This window comes from Nostoc sp. ATCC 53789 (assembly GCF_009873495.1).
GTDB classification, from domain to species: domain Bacteria; phylum Cyanobacteriota; class Cyanobacteriia; order Cyanobacteriales; family Nostocaceae; genus Nostoc; species Nostoc muscorum_A.
On the sequence record NZ_CP046703.1, the window covers coordinates 4,966,935 to 4,988,881 of the forward strand.

The window sequence follows — 21,947 nt, forward strand, 5'->3', positions numbered from 1 at the left end:
GATAATTTATTTCTTGGAAGTCCCAAAGACAGGGAATTAACCGAAGGTTGTGCCGTTCCAGCCCCACATTGCACCCTTAGCGTCTGCAAACTCGATGTAAATCCGATTTTTCGGTACACCTAGAGTTTGGTTAATCTGCTGGCAAAAGTCTTGACTCATCGCTGCGGTTTGATCTGGCTTCATTGTGCCAATGCTCTTAATTTCAATGTAGCAAACCGGTTCTGCATTTCCCGCAAAAGTCATAGGAATTCCCGGCTCAAAAGCAGTCATTACATAAGATTCTGGTTTTCCCAAATGTTTTGCTAACTTGGCAGATAGGTTTAAAAGCATTGACTCAATTTCAGCTTTTTGAGGAGCAGACACAGAAGTTTGCACTTTAATTAATGGCATAGTACCGAATTAGAAATTAGGATTTTATTCACACTGTTAAGTTTACCGAACCGTAGACCAGATAAGGGGAACAAGAGAAACAAGGGGCAGTTTTCCCAATTCCTAATTCCCAATGACCCATGCCCCATGCCCAATTCCCAACATTTAGTTATGAGATGAGCGAAACAGGCGATCATATTCGGGATGATATAAACGCGATCGCCCTTTTGTTGTTGAGAGGGCTGGACTGATTATATAAAGTGTGGTGCGAATTAATTCTTCTTGATGAGTACATTCCGCCATTTCATTCAGAGGGACAACCCTGATTTTTTCATCAGGCCATCCGATGCGAAAGCAAATTGCAATGGGGGTTTCAGCCGGATAGTGTTCGAGTAGTTTAGCTTGGGCATTTTCGACATGACGCGCACTGAGATATAAGCAGAGGCTAGCCTGATGTGCTGCCAGAGACGCTAATTCTTCAGTTGCGGGGACTTCTGTACGTCCACTGATGCGGGTCAAAATGATGGTTTGGACTAAACCGGGGACAGTTAGTTCTACTTTGAGTTTGGCAGCAGCAGCTTGAAAAGCGCTGATACCAGGTATGACTTCAAAAGGAATATTTGCCTCTGCGAGGAGGTGCATTTGCTCGTGGATGGCGCTGTAGAGACTAGGATCGCCAGAATGGAGACGGACTAGAGATTTTTGCTGCGATCGCACCCTATCGATCATAATCGGCAAAATCTCTTCTAAAGTCTGATTCGCAGTTCTAATTATCTCCGCATCTTTTCGGCAAAGTTCTAAAATCTGTTCGGGTATTAGAGAATCAGCAAATAAAATCACATCAGCAACAGCGAGTAGTTTCTGCGCCTTCACCGTCAATAAATCCGGATCTCCAGGGCCTGCTCCGACAATATACACAGATGGTTCTATGGCATATAGCGTTTTTTTATAACTCAGGTTTTCTGTATATTCACTTTTAAAAGAACCCACGGCAATCCCTCAAAAAACTTTTTTGATATTTTCTCAGTATCTTTCCGGATTCACCCTCTTTCCCTAGTAGAGAGTAATGGTAGATGCACCCTGGTTAAGCCCTAGAAAATATTCTGGGGCATTTTTTATTTTTAGATATCGGGAATTGGGAATTGGGCATTAGTTATTCTTTCTTCCTCTGCTTCCCCTGCCTCCCCTGCCCCCTCTGCCTCCCCTGCTCCCTCATCCCCTCATCTCTCCATTCCCCTTGGGAGTAGGCACTACATCAGGTAAAGGGCGTTTGAGTAAGTAAAGCCAAGCTAATCCAACTAATCCAAATAAAATTCCTAGACTGCTGACTACTTGTGCCATTCGTAATGGCCCCAGCATCAAGCTATCAGTACGGAAACCTTCAATCCACAAGCGTCCTAAGCTGTAGGCTGGCCAGTAAACTAAAAACAGAGTGCCTACCTTTAAACGTGGCTTACCGGATAAAGACCGGAAAAACAACGTTATGAGTAGCGTAAAGACCATTAAATCCCACAGAGATTCATACAAAAAGGTGGGATGGAAGTAATCGAAACTAGCATATTCTAAAGGACGATGGTCTGGTGGAATATACAGCTTCCAGGGTAAATCAGTAGGATCGCCAAAAGCTTCAGAATTAAAGAAATTGCCCCAACGTCCGATCGCCTGCCCTAAAATCAGCGAAGGTGCTACTAAATCTGCCAGTTGCCAGAAAGAAACCTGCTTGATTTTGGCAAAGATTAACGCAGCCAAAACGCCACCAATAATTGCTCCATGAATGGCAATACCACCTTCCCAGATAGCAAAGATTTTTCCTGGAGTTGGGGCATATTTTGACCATTCAAAGAAAACATAATATAGCCGTGCGCCGGGAATTGCCCCAATCAACAACCAAAAAAACAAATCGCCTAGCAACTCAGGATTAACATTACGGCGCTTTGCCAATTCTTGAGAAAGGATTACGCCAATTAAAACTGCTGTGGCAATCAATAAGCCATACCATCGGATACTTAGTGGCCCTAATTTCACCAGAATAGGTCCTGGAGAAGTAAATTGAAACGCCAAGGGCAAGGTGGAAAAATCCAGTGCCATGAGAAATTACCTAGAAAAGTTTGTTAACTACCCGCGCACTTTGCTAAGTACGGGGTTTTTTACATCTCGAATACTGAAACTACACTTAAAATCCAGCATCCATATTTAGGAGTCTAATTCCTAACGCCTAGTTGAGCATAACTTGTGTCACAAAAACAATTGAGTTTAGCATTCTTGCTCAGAGCGCAAGATGGTAGATTTGAGTAAGTTACACAAAAGAGTTTCGATATAATCACCTAAACAACTTTGATATATCTAAAATTGTGATTGCTATTTATCCTGGTAGCTTCGACCCCATCACCTTGGGACACCTTGACCTCATTCAGCGCGGTAGTCGCCTGTTTGAGCGGGTAATTGTCGCTGTACTGCGGAACCCGAACAAAACGCCACTTTTTAGCGTGCAGCAACGGTTAGAGCAGATCCGTCTTTCTACACAACATCTACCTAATGTAGAAGTAGACAGTTTTGATGGTCTTACCGTAAACTATGCCCAAATGCGACACGCACAAGTTTTGCTTCGGGGTTTACGGGCTGTGTCAGATTTTGAAGTGGAACTGCAAATGGCTCACACCAATAAAACTCTTTCTACCCAAATAGAAACAGTTTTTCTAGCAACCTCAAATGAGTATAGTTTTTTAAGTAGTAGTGTGGTAAGAGAGATTGCAAGGTTTGGCGGCTCTATCGATCATCTCGTTCCCCCACACATTGCCCTAGATATATACCAATGCTACAATCACAACTCTCCAATGTTGAACCCAATCTCAACGGAAGCAATCCCCCCCCTGAAGAATATGTCGGTGGAGAGGGAAGCATAGATATTCAGCAGGAACTCAACCGCCTAGAGGAAATAGTTCTCTCTAGTCTTAGGATTCCTCTGACGGGACGCACTCTCATAGATGAAGAAAAGCTGCTGGAACAGCTTGATTACATCCGGCTTGCTTTACCATCGCTTTTTCAAGAAGCAGCAGCCATCCTTAACCAAAAGGATGAAATTCTGCTAGAAGCGGAAGAGTATGGACAGCAGGTTGTTGATGCCGCGCAAGCGAAAAGAGCGCAAATCTTAGCTGAAAGCGATATTATTCAACAGGCTGAACAAGAAGCTGAACAACTGCGGCGACAAGTGCAACAAGAGTGTGAGGGAATAATGCAAGAAACCCTCGCCGAGATTGAGCGCAAGCGGTATGCTTGTCAGCAAGAGTTAGAGCAAATGAGGCAAACTGCGATCGCTCAGGCTCAAGATATTGAAGATGGTGCCGATCAATATGCTGATGGCATTTTGGGCAATATCGAACAGGATCTCAAAGATATGTTGCGAATTGTCACCAACGGACGACAACAATTGCAAATTGATAACCTCACTCAGCGCAATTCACCTCCCGGTAAAAAAAGATAGAGGTTCTAACAAGAGATGAGGAAAAATTCTAAGTTGGGTTTCGCTATTGCTTAACCCAACAATTTTTGCAATTCTCACAAATCAAATATGATTGCTATATTTATGTTTAAAATTCATCAAAAATGCAATTAATACCTGATTACAGGGTGTAAGTAAAATCTTCTACCAGCATACCGGGAACTAAACTACCTCCTAGTTGGCGACTATCATAAGTGCCTACTTCGGGAATAAATTCTTGAAAATTAGTCAAATCTACTAGGTTTTCTCCCCAGAAGCGATAGAGACTTTCATCAAAACGTAAGTTTTCAATGGGAGCAATAATTTCTCCGTTTTCCACCCAAAAACAAGCATAACGGGTCATCCCTGTGATTCTACCAGTTTGGCGATCGCTCCAATTTAAGTAATGCAAATTTGATAGATACAATCCTGTATCCAATCTCGGAAGAATCTGCTCAAATACTAAATTTCCGGGACTGATTTCTGGCGCACGGAGAGTCTCTGAACCATTAGCACCATTGGCAGTTTTTTGATATTCCTTAGCAGTGCGAGAATTAACCAGAGTGTTTACCAAACGTCCTTTTTCTATTACAGGTAACTCCGGTGCTGCCATTTCTCCCAATTCATTAAATCGGGGTACTAATCCGCGCTGAAAGTTTTCTTTCAAACTAAATGCTGGCGAAAGTTGTTTTTCTTGACGCGATAAAGCAGCTAAAGCACTATTTCCTTGTTGGATATCAGCTTCGCTGATAGCTCCCCAAGAAAGCATGACTAATAAATCTGCAACAGCAGCAGGTGCAAAATAAGTTTTGTATTGTCCTCGTGGCAGTTCTTTACATGGACGAGCAAGCAATTCGAGTTGTTTTTTAGCTTCGCTGATTTTGGCTATATAAGCAGATTTATTCCAATCACTTCCTGCAAATGTGCCCTTAACTGCTTGCCCAGAAGCGGAAAATAGAGAATAATCTAAGGTAAAAGAATCAGTAGCAAACCAGTGTTTTTGACCACTGGAATCACCATAACCTTTAATTACTATTCCTCCAGCATATATACCAGTAAAATCTAATTCATTAACTTGTTCTAATACACTTGATACTACTGCTTCTTCTGCCAACAAATCCCCAGAATGTACTTCACGACTGGTATTAGTTTCTGATGGTAAAACTAGATATGGATCGATGGGTAATAGAATAAGTTCGTCGCGTAATTCCTGCAAAGCGGAATATGCTAATTGCCAGTCTAGCTCCCAATTTCCAGTAAAGGGAAACTGCCTAACACTACTGCGTTGATCTGCCATCAGAGTCAGTTCGATCCACCCATCAGCAACACAACCAGTTTGTCGCACTTTCGCATGGTTAAAACGAGTGAATTGACTTCTTTCACTACTGAGTTTGACGGTGAATTGTTCATTTTCTGCTTTTTTTATCAGCAGAGTTTCAATCAGTCGATTAAAGCTGACTTCTAACGCAGATAATTCCTCAATTTTCATGGATATTAAATATTAATAGGGAATAAGCCGGGGGAAAATTAGGAATTAAGAGTTAGGAGTTGAAGAGTTTTTGAACTCAAAACTCATAAGTAGCTAGGCGTAAATAAATTAAAGCTTGTAGTAAGGACTTTAGTCCTCATCATAATTGTTCTGAGCGATAAATCGCTCACTACGAACTAGAATTTTATTTTATATTTAATTATGCCTAACTACTTAAGTACCAACTATTGACTCCTAACTCTTAACTTTTTCAACTTCCTCCACCAAAAACTTCGACATTAGCAAATACACAAACAGGGGAACCATGTCCTACCCAAATGGCCTGATTTGGTTCTCCTTTACCACAATAAGGAGTACCATACATTTGCCAGTTTTCAGCATTTCCTACTTGGATTAAGCTATGCCAAAATTCTGGTGTTGTGGCGCGATAGTTGGGATTGCGGAGGGTTTTAGTGAGTTTACCATTTTCAATTAATTTAGCGTACTCACAACCAAATTGGAATTTGTAACGGCGATCGTCAATTGACCAAGATCGGTTAGATTCCATGTAAACGCCGTGTTCTATGCCGCTAATAATGTCTTCAAAGCTAGCGTTTAGAGGCTCTAAATTCAAGTTACCCATGCGATCGATCGCTGGTCGATTCCATGAAGAAGCACGCGCACAGGCTACTCCTGATACACCTGCTCTAGCTTGACTCTCTAGACTGCCCAAACCCCGTTGAAGTACTCCTTCTTTGACCAAATATTCCCGCGTCGCTACAGCACCCGTATCATCAAAGCCATAGCTAGCAAATTCACCAGCCACGGTGGGATCAAAGGTAATGTTCATCAGTGGCGAACCATATACTAGGTTGCCAAAATCACTTTTATTAACGAAGCTGCCCCCAGCATAGTTACGCTCATCCCCCAAAATTCGGTCAATTTCTAGGGGATGCCCGACACTTTCATGGATTTGCAGCATCATTTGATCTGGGGCTAAAACTAAATTGGTACGGGTAGTTGGGCACTCTTCTGCTGTCAAGAGTTCTACTGCTTGTTCGCCAATTTTCCGCACCCGATGCCATAAGTTTTCTTGTTTTAATAGTTCAAGTCCGCCTTGGTAACAGTTTGCTTGCGAACCATTATTGCTGCGCTGCTGTACTATTGACCCATCTTGGGCGGTAGCTCCGTAATGAGTAGCTATAGATAGAATTTTTTGATAAACTTCTGAGCCATTACTGCTAACAAACCAAGACTCTCTCTCAATGGTGCTAGCACCGGCTATGGTTTGCACAATCTTGTCGTCAACTTTCAGCGTTTGGCAAATACGAACCAGCAAATCGTTGATTTCTCCTGGACTCAAAGCATCAAAAGGTTCAAGGAATGGAGATTTATATTCACCAACGACTTTAGGGCGCTCACTTTCACGAAAGGGATGTATCCACCATTCACTGGCTGCTACTGCCTGTTTATAGGCTGTTTGGGCAGCAGCTTGTAATGAAGACAGTTCCAGAGAGTTAGTGGCTGCATAACCCAGACAGCCGTTGACCAAAACTTCCAGCATGGCTCCAATAGTAAAGGATTTGCCATTTGCCTGGGGTAAGCCGTCACGGACTGAACGGCTTGTAGAAGTCTCCTTTACGGCTCTGATACCGATCCAATCAGCAGGAATGTCGAAACTAGCGATCGCTTTCTTAAGTTCAGACCACATAATTTAAGGAATTGGGAATTGGGAATTGGGAATTGGAAATGGGGAATTGGGAATAGAGAATGGGGAAGAATTAAATTCCTACTTCCCAGTCTCCTTTAATTCCGATGCCAGCGTGTGCCATCACGGCTATCAATTAGCGTAATACCTTCTGCTTGGAGTTCGTCACGAATGCGATCGCTTTCGGCAAAATTTTTGCCTTGACGCGCTTCTTGCCTTTGCTGAATTTTCGCTTCAATTTCCGCATCGCTTAAACCATTATTCTTGTCAGTTTCTGCTTCTATCTCGGCTTCTAAACCCAAAACTCCAGCCAATGTGACAAGAGTTTGCCATTGATGCTTTAACTTATCTGGAGATGTTTCGGTTTTGCCTTCATGAACAAGAATATGCCCCTCACGGCGCAGTTCTTTGGCTAATTCAAAGAGTACTGTTAATCCACCAGGAAAATTAAAGTCGTTATTCACAATTTCTTGAAAACGCTCAACATCTGAATTTTCGATTGGGGAATTTTCCCCCTTTTCTAGTTCCCAACCTAGTTTTTTGCCGTATTGGTAGCCGAAAAGTAAACCTTCTTTAATGGTGTGCCAACCGTTGGTTGCTGCGGCGATCGCTTCGTCGGTAAAATCTATGGGTGTACGATATTGAGCAGTTAGCACGAATAAGCGCACTGCCATCGGGTCAACTCCTCGATCCAGTAAGTCTCTAATAGTGGTAAAGTTGCCCAAAGATTTGGACATTTTTTCACCATCTACCTTCACCATGCCGTTATGCAACCAGTAACGCGCTAAGGGTTTTCCTGTTACAGCCTCAGATTGGGCAATTTCGTTTTCGTGGTGAGGAAAAATTAAGTCAGCACCACCAGCATGAATATCGATGGTATCACCCAAGCGATCGCGCACCATTGCCGAGCATTCTATATGCCACCCCGGACGACCTGCGCCCCAAGCTGATTCCCAAGCGGGTTCTCCCGGTTTTGCTGCTTTCCACAAGGCAAAATCGAAGGGGTCTTTCTTTTTTTGGTACTCTGGATCTTCTACGTTGACGCGATCGCTTTTCCCGGCTTGCATATCTTCTAACTTGCGTCCCGAAAGCTTGCCATACTCAGCAAACTGCCGGACTGCATAATACACATCGCCGTCAGCAGGGTAAGCAAAACCTTTATTTTCCAACTCATGAATTAATCGTTGGATGCCATTCATCGTGTGGGTAGCACGGGGATATTCATCGGCTTCCTTGATTCCTAACCGCGCCATATCCTCAAAATATGCTTTGATAAAGCGATCGGCCACAGCTTCCATTGATGAATTTTCAACACGGGCTCGATTGAGAATCTTGTCATCAATATCAGTAAAATTTTGGATATATCGGACTTCATAACCGATAAACTGGAGGTATCGGCGGATTACATCCCAAACAATGCAAGCTCTAGCATGACCCAAATGGCAGTAGTCGTACACCGTCACGCCGCAGTAATACATCTTAACCTTGCCTGGTTCGACTGTTTCAAACGGTTCTTGACGACGGGTGAGGGTATTGTAGAGTGTTAGGGTCATAACAGAGTAATGCTGAAATAAGGAGATACGTAATAATAGGGTAAAGCAGCTGGGATGACAGTCCAGCATCCCTATGCTAGTGTTTTCTGGACTATCTGCGCTACATTACTATTTTTTGACTATTTGATAACAGCGCTATGCAATCAGCAGTTACACCCGAATCTTCGGCAATGGATACGCCCAAACAAGGAATGCCAGTAACAATTATTACGGGTTTCCTCGGTAGTGGCAAGACGACTTTACTCAATCATATCCTCAACAACCAACAGGGTTTAAAAACCGCTGTTCTCGTGAATGAATTTGGTGAAATTGGCATCGACAACGAGCTAATTGTTTCCACTGGTGAGAACATGGTGGAACTAAATAATGGTTGTATTTGCTGCACTATTAATAATGATTTAGTAGATGCAGTTTACAAAGTTTTAGAACGCCAAGAAAATCTAGATTATCTAGTAGTGGAAACAACTGGATTAGCAGATCCGCTACCAGTAGCTTTAACATTTCTGGGCACAGAATTACGAGATTTAACCCGCTTAGATTCGATTATTACCGTGGTAGACGCGGCGAATTACAGCCTAGATTTATTTAACTCTGAAGCCGCATACAGCCAGATTGCTTATGGCGATGTCATTGTGCTGAACAAGGCTGATTTGGTTGATGAAGCCACTTTGAACGAGTTAGAAACAAAAATTAACGAAGTTAAGGAAGGAGCAAGAATTATTCGCGCTACGCGATCGCAAGTGCCACTTCCTTTAATTTTGAGTGTTGGTCTGTTTGAGTCTGATAAATATTTTGACACAGTGGTGGATGAACACGATCATCACGATCATGAACATCACGATCATCATGACGATCATGACCACTCAACATGCGGTCACGATCATCACGACCATGACCATGATCACCACGATCATCATCATTCTGACCATTTAGAAAATGATGGTTTTACTTCCATCTCTTTCCAAAGTGACAAGCCTTTTTCTATTAGGAAGTTTCAGTATTTCTTAGATAACCAGCTACCCTCAAATATCTTCCGAGCCAAGGGGATTATGTGGTTTGATGAAAGTCCGAAGCGTCATATTTTCCACCTTTGCGGTAAACGCTTTACGTTAGATGATGATGAATGGCAAGGTAAATTGAAAAACCAACTAGTGCTGATTGGTCAAAATTTGGATCGTGAGGCTTTAATTAGTCAACTCGAAAACTGTATTTGTCTACCTTCAACCTCTCGCGGTAAAGGGTTTGGGAAATAAAAATTAGGAGTTAAAAGTTTACTACTCGTTCCCAGGTTCCACCTGGGAATGAATTCCCAATGACTTCGCCATCTATTAACTTACTATTGCGTTCGCTTCAGTAAGTTAAATCTCCGTCGTAATATTAAACAGAATTTTCTGGGCATCATGTGCCGAACGTCCTGGTCTAAAACCGTAGTTTCTAGCATGAAATGTTGCTTCATGTGCTGGTTCTAAAACATATTTTGCGATTGCTTGCCAAAGTTGTAAAAAATTTTTCCCCCAGCTAATGCCGTCCCCCCAAGACATCGGGGGGACTAAGAAGGGTAGCAACAATTTCAAATTCTCATGAATGATTTAGGATTGCTATATACAGATGAAATTGCGCCTTCATCAACTTTTAGTTTCTACCTTTGAAAGAGTTTAGCCATTCTTGAACTTGTTCGCGGGCAATATCGCGCCCTCCAAGACCAAAGGCTAGGGCAATAGCAACTGCGATCGCACCGAGTAAAAGTCCAAAGGCTAAATTCACAATATCACTGGCAACTCCAATCTGTTGCAATGCCATTGCAGAGACTAAAGCAATAATGGCAATCCGCGCTACTTGTCCCAAAATCTCTGCCTGACGTTCGCCGGAACTGGTAATGATGTTAAAAGCCAGATTTGCCAAGAATAAGCCAATAGCAAATATCACCAATCCCGCCAAAATTCGCCCAAATATAATCACAATACCAGACACTAATGCTGTCAGGGCTGGAATATTCAAGATATTCACAGCCGCCACCGTTGCAAATAGCATGATACCCACTAAGGCAACAATACCTGCAATTTCCGATGGAGTGCGGTTTGGGATATGGGCAGTTGTTGGTTCAGTTGAAATTTCGATGCGTCTAGTGGGTGTTGTCAGACCCAAAATAGTGAAAATGTTGTTAAAGCCTAAATTGGTAAGGATACTTGTAACTAAATCCGCCACAAACCGCCCCACAAAATAGGCAACAATTAAAATTGCCACGGCTGTAAAGATGGCAGGGAGAGCGTTGAGAACCTGTTGTAGCATGGCGATCGCCGGCACAGAAATCGCATCAATTCGCAAGGCATTAAGCGCTGCGATCGCTACAGGAATCAAAATCAAAACATAGACAATTGTGCCGATAATATTCGATAGAGGTTGCACCCCCGCACTTGCAGATAATCCCAACCGACTACCTAAATGGTCAATACCAGTTGTCGCCAGTAAGTTCGTCACAATCCGCCGAACTACATTAGCGATGAACCAGCCAACTACAGCTATTAAGATCGCCGCTAAAATGTTCGGCAGAATTAGCAGAACTTCTGTAATGAGAGCTTGTACTGGTTGTAAAGCCTGCCTTAGTCCTAAACTATCTAAAACTGGGGCAAGAAACAGTAAAAATATAAACCAATACAGAGCATTAGCAATCGTCTCACTCAGAGACAACTGATTTAGACTGGGTGCGCTGTCTTCTGATTCTGGATTCAAACGCTCATCCAGATTAAACGCCTGTAATGAGCGCACAGTGATAATCTTGACAATGGTCGCCAAAAACCAGGCGGTTGCCAAAAGGATTCCCGCACCAACCAAATTTGGCAAAAAGCCAATAAGTTGATTGAGAAAATTATTGAGGGGTCGAGAGGCTACTTCCAGATCCAACGTCTGTAAAACAGCTACCGCCGTCAATAGAATAATGCTCCAAAAGACTAAGCTAGAGATTAATTTCTCCACCTGGGGAACATCTTGACGACCTGTTATCCCTGCGGCAATGCGGTTATCGATGTTTGTGCGCTTGAGGATTCCTTGCGTTACGGCTGCTGCGATCGCAGCAATTAGCCAACCTACTAACAAAATTGCTACTGCCCCCAGGAGACGGGGCGTAAACAGAATTATCTGTTGAACAATACCTTGTACATCAGCGATTCCTTGATTCACTGCTGGTTGTATCGGTTGCAGGCTGGGCGATTGTGCCAAAAATTGCTGCACCCTCATGGGCAAACCAGCTTCTATCACCTGGGTTATTCCTTGCCAAGTTGTATTCATGGTTTTCGGGAATTAAGCTTAAGTATTCGCCGCAAACACTGAGTAAGTGTTTTGCCTATCAATTTACCAGTAAACACATACATATATTGATATCAAGAGTAATTTTTGACTGTGTTACCAAATATTTGATTTAATCTACTGGAAATGGTGAATTTTGCGTTACTCTAATTGCAGCAACAGCATCGAAGATGTGGAATGCCTCAAGTTTTAGAACAATCGATTCAAATTAATGCTACAGCTACGGTGGTAGAGCGCTGTATTAGCGATTTAGCTCTCATGCAACGCTGGCTCAACCCTGTCCTCCGTTGCGAACCTGTAGGTGAATCTTGGAGTACTGATATCGGCAGTAAAAGCCGTTTTATCATTCAAATTCCTCTACTGAAACCTACGTTGAATAGCGTAGTTGTGGAACGACAACCGGGTTTGGTAGTCTGGGAATTTCAGGGATTTTTTCAAGGGCGCGATCGCTGGGAATGTCAAGCCACAGAAAAGGGAACGCTTCTACTAAACCGTTTTGAGTTCGATATTCCTAACCCCTTAGTGAGTTGGGGTTTCAATACCTTTGCCGCATCTTGGACAAAAGAAGATATGCAAGCCCAACTCCGCCGCCTCAAACGAGTCGCAGAAAATTTGTAATTGGGCATTGAGCAGAAAAGGCAGAGGAGCAGGGAGCAGGGGAGACAAGGGGACAAGGGGACAAGGGGACAAGAGGTGAGAACTTGAAACAAGTCTTTCCCCTTGTCCCCAATTCTCCTTGTCCCCAAGTCCTCTTGCCCATTCCCTATTCCCCATTCCCTAATCCCTCCCCAATTCCGTAAGTAGCCGCCGAATTACTGATGCATCCTGGGCATCAGGAACTTTTGCTAAATAATGTCGTAAATCGTCTACGGCTTGGGGGTAGTTACCAAGTTGATAGGAGATTAAGCCGCGATCGCGCAATTCTAAAGTTACATTAGGAAACAGCAACAAAATTCGTTCAATTGCTGCCAGCGTTTTTTCTAACTCTTGTTGTTTGAGGTAAATAAATTTTATATTTGTCAGCATTCGTGCCAAAAATTGCCGATTACTGACCACGGCTAAAAATTCTGGTTGTAGCGTCACAGGTTGCTGATAAATTTGAGACAGCCGTTCCTCGCAATCTTGAGCAAATATTATTTCACCGCCATTAAAGGCATCCACAAAAATTTCTATATCTGGAATATCTGGGCGGATCAAGAAATGCCCTGGCATTCCCACACCCACCATCGGGAAATCAATCCGTCTGGCAACCTCTAGGTAAACTAACGCTAAGGTAATAGGAATTCCTAGTCGGCGGTCAATTACATCATTGAAAAAACTGTTACGCGGGTCGTAATAGTCAATCTTATTACCAGAAAACTTTAAATCATCGTATAGGTACTGATTAATACTTTGAACTATCCGCAAAGGATATCGTGAGTCTGGTAGGCGTTCTTGAAGCTCCCATGCCATTGTATCAAGGGCGTTGAGATATTCCTCTGGATCTAGCTTGGGATATTCTTCTTGGGCAATATACAAAGCTGCCTTTGCTAGGTCAATATGCTCGTCAGCCTGCTGAATCTCTTGGTAAAAATATTGTCGCGCTGACGAGAAATTCATAACCTGTTGCCCAGTGGAAGTATGAGGATGAAACCGCACCTACGCTTAACCCAAGCATTGTGCCTTGGCTAAACTGAAAACATTTTTCTGTACCTATTTTTTATATTAAGGATATTCAGAAGATTTGGAAATGTAAGTTCTACCCTAGGCTTCTACCCGGATTTTTCACGCATAGTTTAGGCAGAGGAGTGTGGGGAGTGTGCGGGGTCAGATTTCTTCCCCATCCTCCCACACCTCCCACACCCCCCACACTCCTTGATTTCTCACTTGTGAGAAATCCAGTTTCTAGCTGTCGGCGTTCTCGGTATAGATTCTGTCTGAAAGTGCAAACAACAACCCAAAGCCCCAGCTAAAGCATAAATTTCTAACTAACTCACTTTGAACACTGCCGCGTCTGCACAATCTTGACACTCTAGTTTTAATTTTGAGTCTTCTCCAGTCCCCATGCAAAAACTTACCTTAATTTTGATCCCCAAGCCCCAGTCTTAAGGATCAATTTATGGCGTAGAGTAGGGTCGTTCAGTGCTAATCTGAAAGGTGACATTGCTTAATTTTATGTCTTCTCCGACCTTATCTGAAATATAGCTTCACTCATTAGGCGCAGCATGGTCACAACCGCAGAAAAAACAAACATTGGCTACATTACCCAAATCATTGGCCCAGTTGTAGACGTTAAATTTCCCGGCGGGAAATTGCCACAAATCTACAACGCTTTGAAAATCAAAGGCACCAACGAAGCTGGGCAGGAAATCAACATCACCGTTGAAGTACAGCAACTGCTGGGCGACAACCAGGTGCGGACTGTTGCAATGAGTTCCACCGAAGGCTTAGTGCGCGGTTTTGAAGTCAGCGATACAGGCGCTCCCATTACCGTGCCAGTTGGTAAAGCCACTTTGGGCCGGATTTTCAACGTCCTTGGCGAACCTGTGGATAACAGGGGCCCAGTAAATGCTGAGGCAAGTTTACCCATTCACCGCTCTGCTCCTAAATTCACCGACCTGGAAACCAAACCTTCGGTGTTTGAGACTGGGATTAAAGTTGTTGACCTTCTGACTCCCTATCGACGCGGCGGTAAAATTGGTCTATTCGGCGGTGCTGGTGTTGGTAAGACCGTAATCATGATGGAGTTGATTAACAACATCGCTACCCAGCATGGTGGAGTATCCGTTTTTGCTGGCGTGGGTGAGCGCACCCGTGAAGGTAATGACCTCTACAACGAAATGATTGAGTCTGGGGTAATCAATAACGAGAACCTCAACGAATCAAAAATTGCTCTAGTCTACGGTCAAATGAACGAACCACCTGGAGCTAGAATGCGGGTTGGTCTTTCGGGATTGACAGTAGCAGAGTACTTCCGGGATGTGAACAAGCAGGACGTGCTGCTGTTTATTGATAATATCTTCCGGTTTGTACAAGCAGGTTCGGAAGTATCCGCGCTATTGGGTCGGATGCCTTCTGCGGTAGGATATCAGCCTACATTGGGAACCGACGTAGGTGAACTGCAAGAGCGGATTACCTCGACTACAGAGGGTTCCATTACCTCCATTCAAGCAGTGTACGTACCTGCGGATGACCTCACAGACCCCGCACCTGCTACTACCTTCGCCCACTTGGACGGAACCACAGTACTGTCTCGCGGTTTGGCTGCTAAGGGAATTTATCCCGCAGTTGATCCCCTTGGTTCAACTTCCACCATGCTCCAACCAAACATTGTCGGTGAAGAACACTACAATACTGCGCGGGCGGTGCAATCAACTCTGCAACGTTACAAAGAACTCCAAGACATTATCGCCATTCTCGGTTTAGATGAATTGTCTGAAGAAGACCGTCTAATCGTGGCACGGGCGCGGAAAGTTGAGCGCTTCTTGTCTCAGCCATTCTTTGTAGCAGAAGTATTTACCGGTTCTCCTGGTAAGTATGTGAAGTTGGAAGATACCATCAAAGGGTTCCAAAAAATTCTGTCTGGTGAGTTGGATGCTCTGCCAGAACAGGCTTTCTACTTGGTTGGCGATATCAACGAAGCGATCGCTAAAGCTGAAAAAATCAAAGGTTAGTCATTAGTCATTAGTCATTGGTCATTGGTCATTAGTTCAACTGCTAATGACTAATGGCAATTACAAAAGACATAGATGCCCTTTGGGCGGCTTCCCGTAGGGTAGGACAAAGGACGAAGGACGAAGGACGAAGGACAAAAGACAAATGACATTAACCGTTCGGGTAATTTCCCCAGATAAAACAGTCTGGGATGCTCCAGCAGAAGAAGTAGTTTTGCCTAGCACAACTGGTCAACTAGGTATCCTCACTGGACACGCACCACTTTTAACCGCCCTGGATACTGGTGTAATGCGAGTCCGTGCCGCGAAAAATCAGGGTTGGGAAGCGATCGCTCTTTTGGGTGGCTTTGCCGAAGTCGAAGAAAATGAAGTGACAATTCTGGTTAACGGCGCTGAACGTGGCGACAAAATTAACCTTGAAGAAGCTCGTGCTGCTTACAACCAAGCAGAAGCAGGACTCACTCAAGTTTCAGCTGACGATCGCCAAGCCCAAATCAAGGCAAATCAAGCTTTCAAACGCGCCCGCGCTCGGTTTCAAGCTGCTGGCGGTTTGGTCTAATTTAATTTTCTATTTCAACTTTGTAGGTTGGGCAATGTCCAACCTGCAAATTATTTATTAAAAAGAATTCAGGAGTCAGGAGTCAGAATTCAGTATTAATCCTGTATCAATACTAAACTTTTTCCGTATATGAATCGAGTATTCTGAATCCTGAATTCTGAATTCTGACTCCTTAATTATTAAATTTTCAAAAAAATTACGTCAAGTTTAAGAAATCGAGGCAAGCTCTGTTGAAGTGTTAACTTAGCTAATTAGTTGCCCAAATGGGCACAAATTATGAAAAGCTTTTCATCTTTGCTTGGTACTCGTAAACAAAATAAGGTAGCTCGTTTTGCGGCCTCTATCGTAGCAACGTTAGCGCTCGCTGGTGGTATCCATTCTGCCAATCCTAATTCTGTTAAAACAACTACTGCAAAAGAAATAACTTCGGCATTAGTCCAGCGAAATCAGACTACACCAAATATTGCTCAGTTACCAATCAGCAGGACTCAATATCAAACTGCTGGAATTGATCCTGTTGTACTAGTTCCCATCCTACTTGTCGGCGGTTTCGTCATATTCGTCCCCCTATTCTTTGGCGGACTTGTAGTCATTGGCGAACGTGAAGTCGGTATTGTAGTGAGGAAATTTACCCTTTCCGGGCGTGGACTTCCCGCCGGCAGTTTGATTGCCCTCAACGGTGAAGCTGGCTTGCAGGCAGATACTTTAGCTCCTGGTTGGCACTGGGGCTATTGGCCTTGGCAATATTCTGTAAAGAAAGAATCAGTAATTGTCGTTCCCCAAGGGGAAATCGCTTTGATTGTGGCAGCAGATGGCGCATCCAACCCACCAGAGCGGATTTTGGGGAAAATCGTGGGTTGTGACAACTTCCAAGATGCTCGAAAATTCCTCACCGAAGGTGGTGAAAAAGGTCGGCAAATGGGTTTTCTCACCGCAGGTACATACCGGATTAACACCGCCCTGTTTAAAGTCATCATGGCATCAAATGCCAGCGCTCATGGCATGGCTCCAGAACAGTTGCGGGTGTACAGTCTGGCATCGGACAAAGTTGGCATCGTCACTACCTTAGATGGTGTACCAATTTCTGCCGGTGAACTCGCAGGCCCCATAATTGACGGACACGACAACTTCCAAAATGGTCAGAAATTTATTAATGGGGGTGGACGGCGAGGCTTACAAGAACAGACTTTGCTTTCTGGTTCTTGGAACTTGAATCCTTGGTTTGTCCAGGTTGAACAAGTGCCGATGACCGAAATTCCCATTGGGTATGTGGGTGTGGTAATTTCTTTCGTGGGTAAAGCACATCAAGATGTTAGCGGTGCAGCTTTCACCCACGGTAATTTGGTGAATCAGGGACACAAAGGTGTATGGGTCGAACCGCTATATCCTGGTAAGCATCCGATTAATTCCCGGATTATGAAGATGGAACTAGTGCCAACGACCAACATTGTCTTAAACTGGTCAGGTCGGACTGAACGCCACAGCTATGATGCTCAACTAGCTTCCTTGACAGTGCGATCGCGTGATGGGTTTGCCTTTGATTTGGAAGTAGCGCAAATTATCCATGTCGGTGCTTTAGATGCTCCGAAGGTAATTTCCCGCGTTGGTGCAATGCAAAATCTGGTAGACCATGTATTAGAACCGACCATCGGGAATTATTTCCGTAACTCAGCCCAAAACTGTACTGTATTAGATTTTCTGACTGCTCGAAGTGAGCGACAAACTGAGGCTGCTGAGTATATTAAAACAGCATTACGGGCTTATGACGTGCAAGCGATCGACACCCTGATTGGTGATATTCTGCCACCGGCATCACTAATGCAGACACAGACAGACCGGAAAATTGCCGAAGAAGAACGCAAGACTTATGAAGTCCAGCAGATGGCGCAAACCCAACGGCAGCAGCTTGTCCGGGAAACAGCGCTGGCTGATATCCAGCAAGAAATGGTGAAATCAGAGCAGAGTGTACATATTGCTGACCTAAAAGCCCAAGCCCAAATTAAACAGGCGAACGGTGAAGCCGAAGGTACAAAACTCCGGGCAATTGCTGAGGCTGAAGGTATACGGGCTACAGGTAATGCCAAAGCTGAAACCTACCGGGCTGGTGTGGAAGCTTTGGGTTCCCAAGGTTATACAGCAATGCAATTAATGCAGATTATAGGCGATCGCCATGTCCGCTTAATTCCAGATGTCTTAGTTGGTAGTAATGGCAGCAATAACGGCTTAGTGGACGGGCTACTATCCATGATTCTATGGAATCAAACTGGTAAGGGTGAATTCAAACCAACACCTTTGCATCCGCAACCAGTAGTTACCCAAACACAACCAACCACAGATAACGGTCTTCCACCGATAGTTGTGAATTTTCCAGTGGATAAGTAATATCCGGTAGGGTAGCACAGCTTTGCTACCCTACGAGAAACGCAATTTAAAATGGTTATATTTTACTTTGGGTAGGCATCTTGCCTACCCTGTAATTTTGGTAGAAAATTTTGTTTTTACAAGAACGTTATCGTTTACTAAAATCAATTGGTAAAGGGGGATTCTGTAAAACCTTTCTTGCTGTAGATGAGGGTCAGTTTCCGCCAATTCCTTGCGTTGTTCAAGAAATATCGCAGGAATACGAGACATTTAAAATTTTTCAGCAAAAGGCGCAACAGCTAGAGGAATTAGGGAAGCATCCGCAAATTCCCGCTTTATTGGCTTATTTTCAGCACAACGGGCATTTTTATTTAGTGCAGGAGTTTATTGCAGGCACTAATTTGGCTCAGGTAGTTGAAGAAGAAGGTGCTTTTAATGAAACTCAGATTTGGCAGATGTTAGAAGATGTTTTGCCAGTTTTGCAGTTTATTAGCGATCGCCAAATCATCCACCGCGATATAAAACCCCAAAATATCATCCGTAGATCCCCAATTACTAAAAAGGGGAATTTCGTTATAGTCGATTTTAGCACTGCGAAACTCGTCACAGAAATTGATGGGCTAACATCTGAAACCAGTATTGGCAGTCCAGAATACTCTGCACCAGAACAAGCGAAGGGAAAAGCCGTTTTTGCTAGTGACTTATATAGCTTGGGTGTAACTTGTATTTACTTACTTACCCAGATTCCTCCCTTTGATTTATTTGATATTGCTAACGATTGTTGGGTTTGGCAACAATATCTTACTAACAAGGTAAGCGATCGCCTGGCGCAAATTCTCGACAAGCTACTGCAAAATTCTGTTAACCGCCGCTTTCAATTAGCTAATGAAGTTATGCAAGCAATGGGTATGGAATGTAAAACTCAAAATTTGAAATTACCAAACCCTCCTTGGCAATGCTTGCATACCCTAACTGGGCATTCCGGGACATTGAGTAGTGTGAATGCCCTTGCCATAAGTCCTGACGACTATACTTTAGCCAGTGCTAGTGATGATAAAATCGTCAAATTGTGGGATTTAAATACTCAAAAAATCCTAGCTAGCTTATCAGGACATTCCCAAGCGGTAAAATCAGTCGGCTTCAGTCCTGATGGTCAAATTTTGGCAACTGCTAGCGACGATAAAACTATCAAATTGTGGCAGGTTGAGACATTAAAAGAAATCTGCACTTTATTGGGACACTCACACGCCGTAAAATCAGTTGCTTTCAGTCCAGATGGGCAGATTCTCGCTAGTGGTAGCTGGGATAAGACAATCAAACTCTGGGATGTAAATACTGGCACAGAAATTTGCACCATAACTGGACACCAATTACAGGTAAATTCAGTAGCATTTAGTCCCCAAGGACAGCTTTTAGCTAGCGCAAGTTATGACAGAACAATTCGCTTGTGGCAGATACCAACAAGAGGTAGGGGAGCAGGGAGCGGGGAGCAGGGAGATATGAATAGTGCTGAGTTAAAAGACCACTCACAAGCAGCAGAGGACATTCCCCCTTTCCCCCTGCCCCCTTCCCCCTTCCCCCTTATTCAAAACCGCCCATGCTATAGCTTGTTAGGCACCCTTTCGGGTCATGCATGGGCGGTTTTGACAGTCGCTTTTAGTCCTGATGGTCAAATTTTGGCGACGGGTAGTGATGATAACACTATTAAATTATGGGAGGTAAACACAGGTCAGCTAATTTGCACACTTGTAGGCCATTCTTGGTCTGTGGTGGCTGTGGCTTTTACTGCCGATGGCGAAACACTCCTAAGTGCAAGTTGCGACAAAACAGTTAAACTTTGGAGGGTAAGCACAGCAGAAGAGATTGTTACTCTCTCTGGTCATGTAGACTCAGTATCTGCTGTAGCTGTGAGCAAAGTTAGACAATTAATTGCAAGTGGCAGCAGAGACAAGACTATCAAACTGTGGCAGCTTGTAGAACAGCGCGTAGGCGTAGCCCGTCGTAGACATCGCTAATATTGTAATATCAGGCGCTACCTGTGAAGGCAACTTCTGGAAATTTCAACTGAGCTTCTGCCATTGGACGGTTTCTACCTTCCTCTTGCCAGTAGTTAATCACTTCTGTTGCTTTATTAAGCAACTCAACACGATCCAGGTCAGTAATCCAATGTTTGGATTCTAATTCCTTTTTTAATTCTTCCCAGGCATCATTTCTGGGCCAAAAAAAGTACTTAGTCAAAGGACTGGTGCCTTTGCCTACAACTTGATCCACTGCGAGAGCAACGTTTTCGTCTAACCACAGAATTTTCAAAATAAACTTGGTCAATCACACCTCCGGGAATTTCCGGGCATTACTTAACTAGGATAGCGATCGCTTATTTTAACGCAATACCCTATCAAATGACCAAACAGTAATTGGATTGGGCTAGCATAAGGTGTAGTCGGCGTTAACAAAAGATGCTTATGACTGCTCAACTGCCCCAATCTCAAACAAAATCTGATTCAGATTTGTATGAGCAAGACTTTTACCTGTGGATTCAAACCACAGCAGAATTGCTCAAGCAAGGTCGGCTCACAGAACTGGATTTAGAGAATTTGATTGAAGAAATTGAAACAATGGGTAGGAGTGAAAAGAAAGCACTAAGAAGCAATTTGGAAGTGGTGCTAATGCACCTATTAAAGTATGAATATCAAGCCCAGAAGCGCTCTGGTAGTTGGCGAGCAACAATTCGTGAGCATCGCAAACGCCTCAGAGAAGCCCTAGAAGAAAGTCCTAGCCTCAAACCCTATTTCTCTGAGGTTTTTGGGCTGTGTTATGACAATGCTAGACTCTTAGCTGCTGATGAAACTGAATTGCATTTAGCTACCTTCCCCGAACAATCTCCCTTCACGCCAGAGCAAGCCCTCGACCCCGATTTTTTACCTGAGTCATAATCACACCCTGATTTAAAAGATTTTGCTGTTAATTTTGAATTTTGAATTCGGAGCGAAGCGACGTGACTGCCCAACTGCCCCAATCTCAAACAACATCTAGTTCAGATTTGTATGAGCAAGACTTTTACCTGTGGATTCAAACCACAGCAGAACTGCTCAAGCAAGGTCGGCTCACAGAACTGGATTTAGAGAATTTGATTGAAGAAATTGAAACAATGGGTAGGAGTGAAAAGCGGGCATTGGAGAGCAATCTGGAAGTGTTGCTGATGCATCTGCTCAAATATCAAATTCAAACTGAAAGGCGCTCAAAAAGTTGGCAGTACACAATTTTGGAACACCGCAGGCGAATCCAAAAGGCACTCAAGGAAAGTCCGAGTTTGAAGCCTCACTTTGATCAGGTTTTCGATGAAAGCTATGAAACTGCTAGACGACTGGCTGTCATTGAAACTGGATTAGCAATCGCTATCTTCCCAGAAAAATCTCTCTTCACGCCAGAGCAAACCCTCGACCCCGATTTTTTACCTGAGTCATGAGCGCATTATGATGATGTAAAACTCTTTTG

General features: G+C 43.7%; 20 protein-coding genes. 10 read left to right on the forward strand and 10 right to left on the reverse strand.

The genetic code is table 11. From position 1 onward, the window contains the following. Positions 1-36 precede the first annotated feature (36 nt). The 3 genes from GJB62_RS20485 to lgt form a co-directional block, all read right to left on the reverse strand. Complete coding sequence (locus tag GJB62_RS20485; RefSeq protein WP_114081943.1) at positions 37-390, reverse strand: phenylpyruvate tautomerase MIF-related protein; 354 nt, start codon at positions 388-390, stop codon at positions 37-39. Between the two features lie 144 nt (positions 391-534). After that, positions 535-1,326: a precorrin-4 C(11)-methyltransferase gene (gene cobM, locus GJB62_RS20490; RefSeq protein WP_181852842.1), complete on the reverse strand. Its 792-nt coding sequence runs from the start codon at positions 1,324-1,326 to the stop codon at positions 535-537. Positions 1,327-1,581: 255 nt separating this feature from the next. After that, the gene (gene lgt, locus GJB62_RS20495) at positions 1,582-2,457 is read right to left on the reverse strand and encodes a prolipoprotein diacylglyceryl transferase (RefSeq protein ID WP_012410300.1); all 876 of its coding nucleotides are present in this window, start codon (positions 2,455-2,457) and stop codon (positions 1,582-1,584) included. A gap of 263 nt (positions 2,458-2,720) precedes the next feature. On the opposite strand from lgt, the gene coaD reads away from it, so the two are divergent. Further along, entirely contained in the window at positions 2,721-3,272 is a 552-nt protein-coding gene (gene coaD, locus GJB62_RS20500) for a pantetheine-phosphate adenylyltransferase (RefSeq protein WP_114081944.1), read from the forward strand. Next, positions 3,182-3,850 (forward strand): DivIVA domain-containing protein, encoded by a 669-nt coding sequence (locus GJB62_RS20505; protein ID WP_114081945.1) that lies wholly within the window; start codon positions 3,182-3,184, stop codon positions 3,848-3,850. Before coaD ends, GJB62_RS20505 begins: the two co-directional genes overlap by 91 nt. Positions 3,851-3,989: 139 nt before the next feature. Here GJB62_RS20505 and GJB62_RS20510 read toward each other — a convergent pair whose 3' ends face one another. From GJB62_RS20510 to cysS, 3 genes are all read right to left on the reverse strand, one after another. Further along, entirely contained in the window at positions 3,990-5,336 is a 1,347-nt protein-coding gene (locus GJB62_RS20510) for a TldD/PmbA family protein (RefSeq protein ID WP_114081946.1), read from the reverse strand. A 250-nt stretch (positions 5,337-5,586) separates the two neighbouring features. Beyond that, positions 5,587-7,026 carry a TldD/PmbA family protein gene (locus tag GJB62_RS20515; protein WP_114081947.1) on the reverse strand — a complete coding sequence of 480 codons (1,440 nt, stop codon included), beginning with the start codon at positions 7,024-7,026 and terminating at the stop codon, positions 5,587-5,589. Between the two features lie 95 nt (positions 7,027-7,121). Continuing rightward, entirely contained in the window at positions 7,122-8,576 is a 1,455-nt protein-coding gene (cysS, locus tag GJB62_RS20520) for a cysteine--tRNA ligase (RefSeq protein ID WP_114081948.1), read from the reverse strand. Between the two features lie 137 nt (positions 8,577-8,713). Between cysS and GJB62_RS20525 the strand changes: the two genes are divergently transcribed. Further along, on the forward strand, positions 8,714-9,829 hold the full coding sequence (locus tag GJB62_RS20525; protein WP_114081949.1) for a GTP-binding protein: 1,116 nt from the start codon (positions 8,714-8,716) through the stop codon (positions 9,827-9,829). Positions 9,830-9,934: 105 nt separating this feature from the next. Here GJB62_RS20525 and GJB62_RS37535 read toward each other — a convergent pair whose 3' ends face one another. Further along, complete coding sequence (locus GJB62_RS37535) at positions 9,935-10,144, reverse strand: hypothetical protein (protein WP_245245973.1); 210 nt, start codon at positions 10,142-10,144, stop codon at positions 9,935-9,937. 64 nt (positions 10,145-10,208) lie between these two features. Next, positions 10,209-11,861, reverse strand: coding sequence for a mechanosensitive ion channel (locus GJB62_RS20535; RefSeq protein ID WP_114081951.1), 1,653 nt, complete (start codon positions 11,859-11,861; stop codon positions 10,209-10,211). 195 nt (positions 11,862-12,056) lie between these two features. On the opposite strand from GJB62_RS20535, the gene GJB62_RS20540 reads away from it, so the two are divergent. After that, on the forward strand, positions 12,057-12,497 hold the full coding sequence (locus tag GJB62_RS20540) for an SRPBCC family protein (RefSeq protein WP_114081952.1): 441 nt from the start codon (positions 12,057-12,059) through the stop codon (positions 12,495-12,497). Positions 12,498-12,656: 159 nt separating this feature from the next. Here GJB62_RS20540 and GJB62_RS20545 read toward each other — a convergent pair whose 3' ends face one another. Further along, on the reverse strand, positions 12,657-13,478 hold the full coding sequence (locus tag GJB62_RS20545) for a SirB1 family protein (protein WP_114081953.1): 822 nt from the start codon (positions 13,476-13,478) through the stop codon (positions 12,657-12,659). Between the two features lie 605 nt (positions 13,479-14,083). On the opposite strand from GJB62_RS20545, the gene atpD reads away from it, so the two are divergent. From atpD to GJB62_RS20565, 4 genes are all read left to right on the forward strand, one after another. Beyond that, on the forward strand, positions 14,084-15,532 hold the full coding sequence (gene atpD / locus GJB62_RS20550; RefSeq protein WP_114081954.1) for a F0F1 ATP synthase subunit beta: 1,449 nt from the start codon (positions 14,084-14,086) through the stop codon (positions 15,530-15,532). Between the two features lie 145 nt (positions 15,533-15,677). Beyond that, complete coding sequence (gene atpC, locus GJB62_RS20555) at positions 15,678-16,091, forward strand: ATP synthase F1 subunit epsilon (RefSeq protein WP_114081955.1); 414 nt, start codon at positions 15,678-15,680, stop codon at positions 16,089-16,091. 276 nt (positions 16,092-16,367) lie between these two features. After that, entirely contained in the window at positions 16,368-18,473 is a 2,106-nt protein-coding gene (locus GJB62_RS20560) for a flotillin family protein (protein WP_114081956.1), read from the forward strand. 110 nt (positions 18,474-18,583) lie between these two features. Beyond that, positions 18,584-20,467 (forward strand): serine/threonine-protein kinase, encoded by a 1,884-nt coding sequence (locus GJB62_RS20565; RefSeq protein WP_114081957.1) that lies wholly within the window; start codon positions 18,584-18,586, stop codon positions 20,465-20,467. 10 nt (positions 20,468-20,477) lie between these two features. Here the strand turns inward: GJB62_RS20565 and GJB62_RS20570 are convergent, their stop codons facing one another. Continuing rightward, a complete protein-coding gene (locus GJB62_RS20570) occupies positions 20,478-20,777 on the reverse strand; it encodes a 30S ribosomal protein PSRP-3 (protein ID WP_094333099.1) in 300 nt (99 codons plus the stop codon). 137 nt (positions 20,778-20,914) lie between these two features. Between GJB62_RS20570 and GJB62_RS20575 the strand changes: the two genes are divergently transcribed. Both GJB62_RS20575 and GJB62_RS20580 read left to right on the forward strand, forming a co-directional pair. Then, a complete protein-coding gene (locus tag GJB62_RS20575) occupies positions 20,915-21,385 on the forward strand; it encodes a DUF29 domain-containing protein (protein WP_114081958.1) in 471 nt (156 codons plus the stop codon). A 62-nt stretch (positions 21,386-21,447) separates the two neighbouring features. After that, a complete protein-coding gene (locus GJB62_RS20580) occupies positions 21,448-21,918 on the forward strand; it encodes a DUF29 domain-containing protein (RefSeq protein ID WP_114081959.1) in 471 nt (156 codons plus the stop codon). The last annotated feature ends 29 nt before the right edge of the window (positions 21,919-21,947 follow it).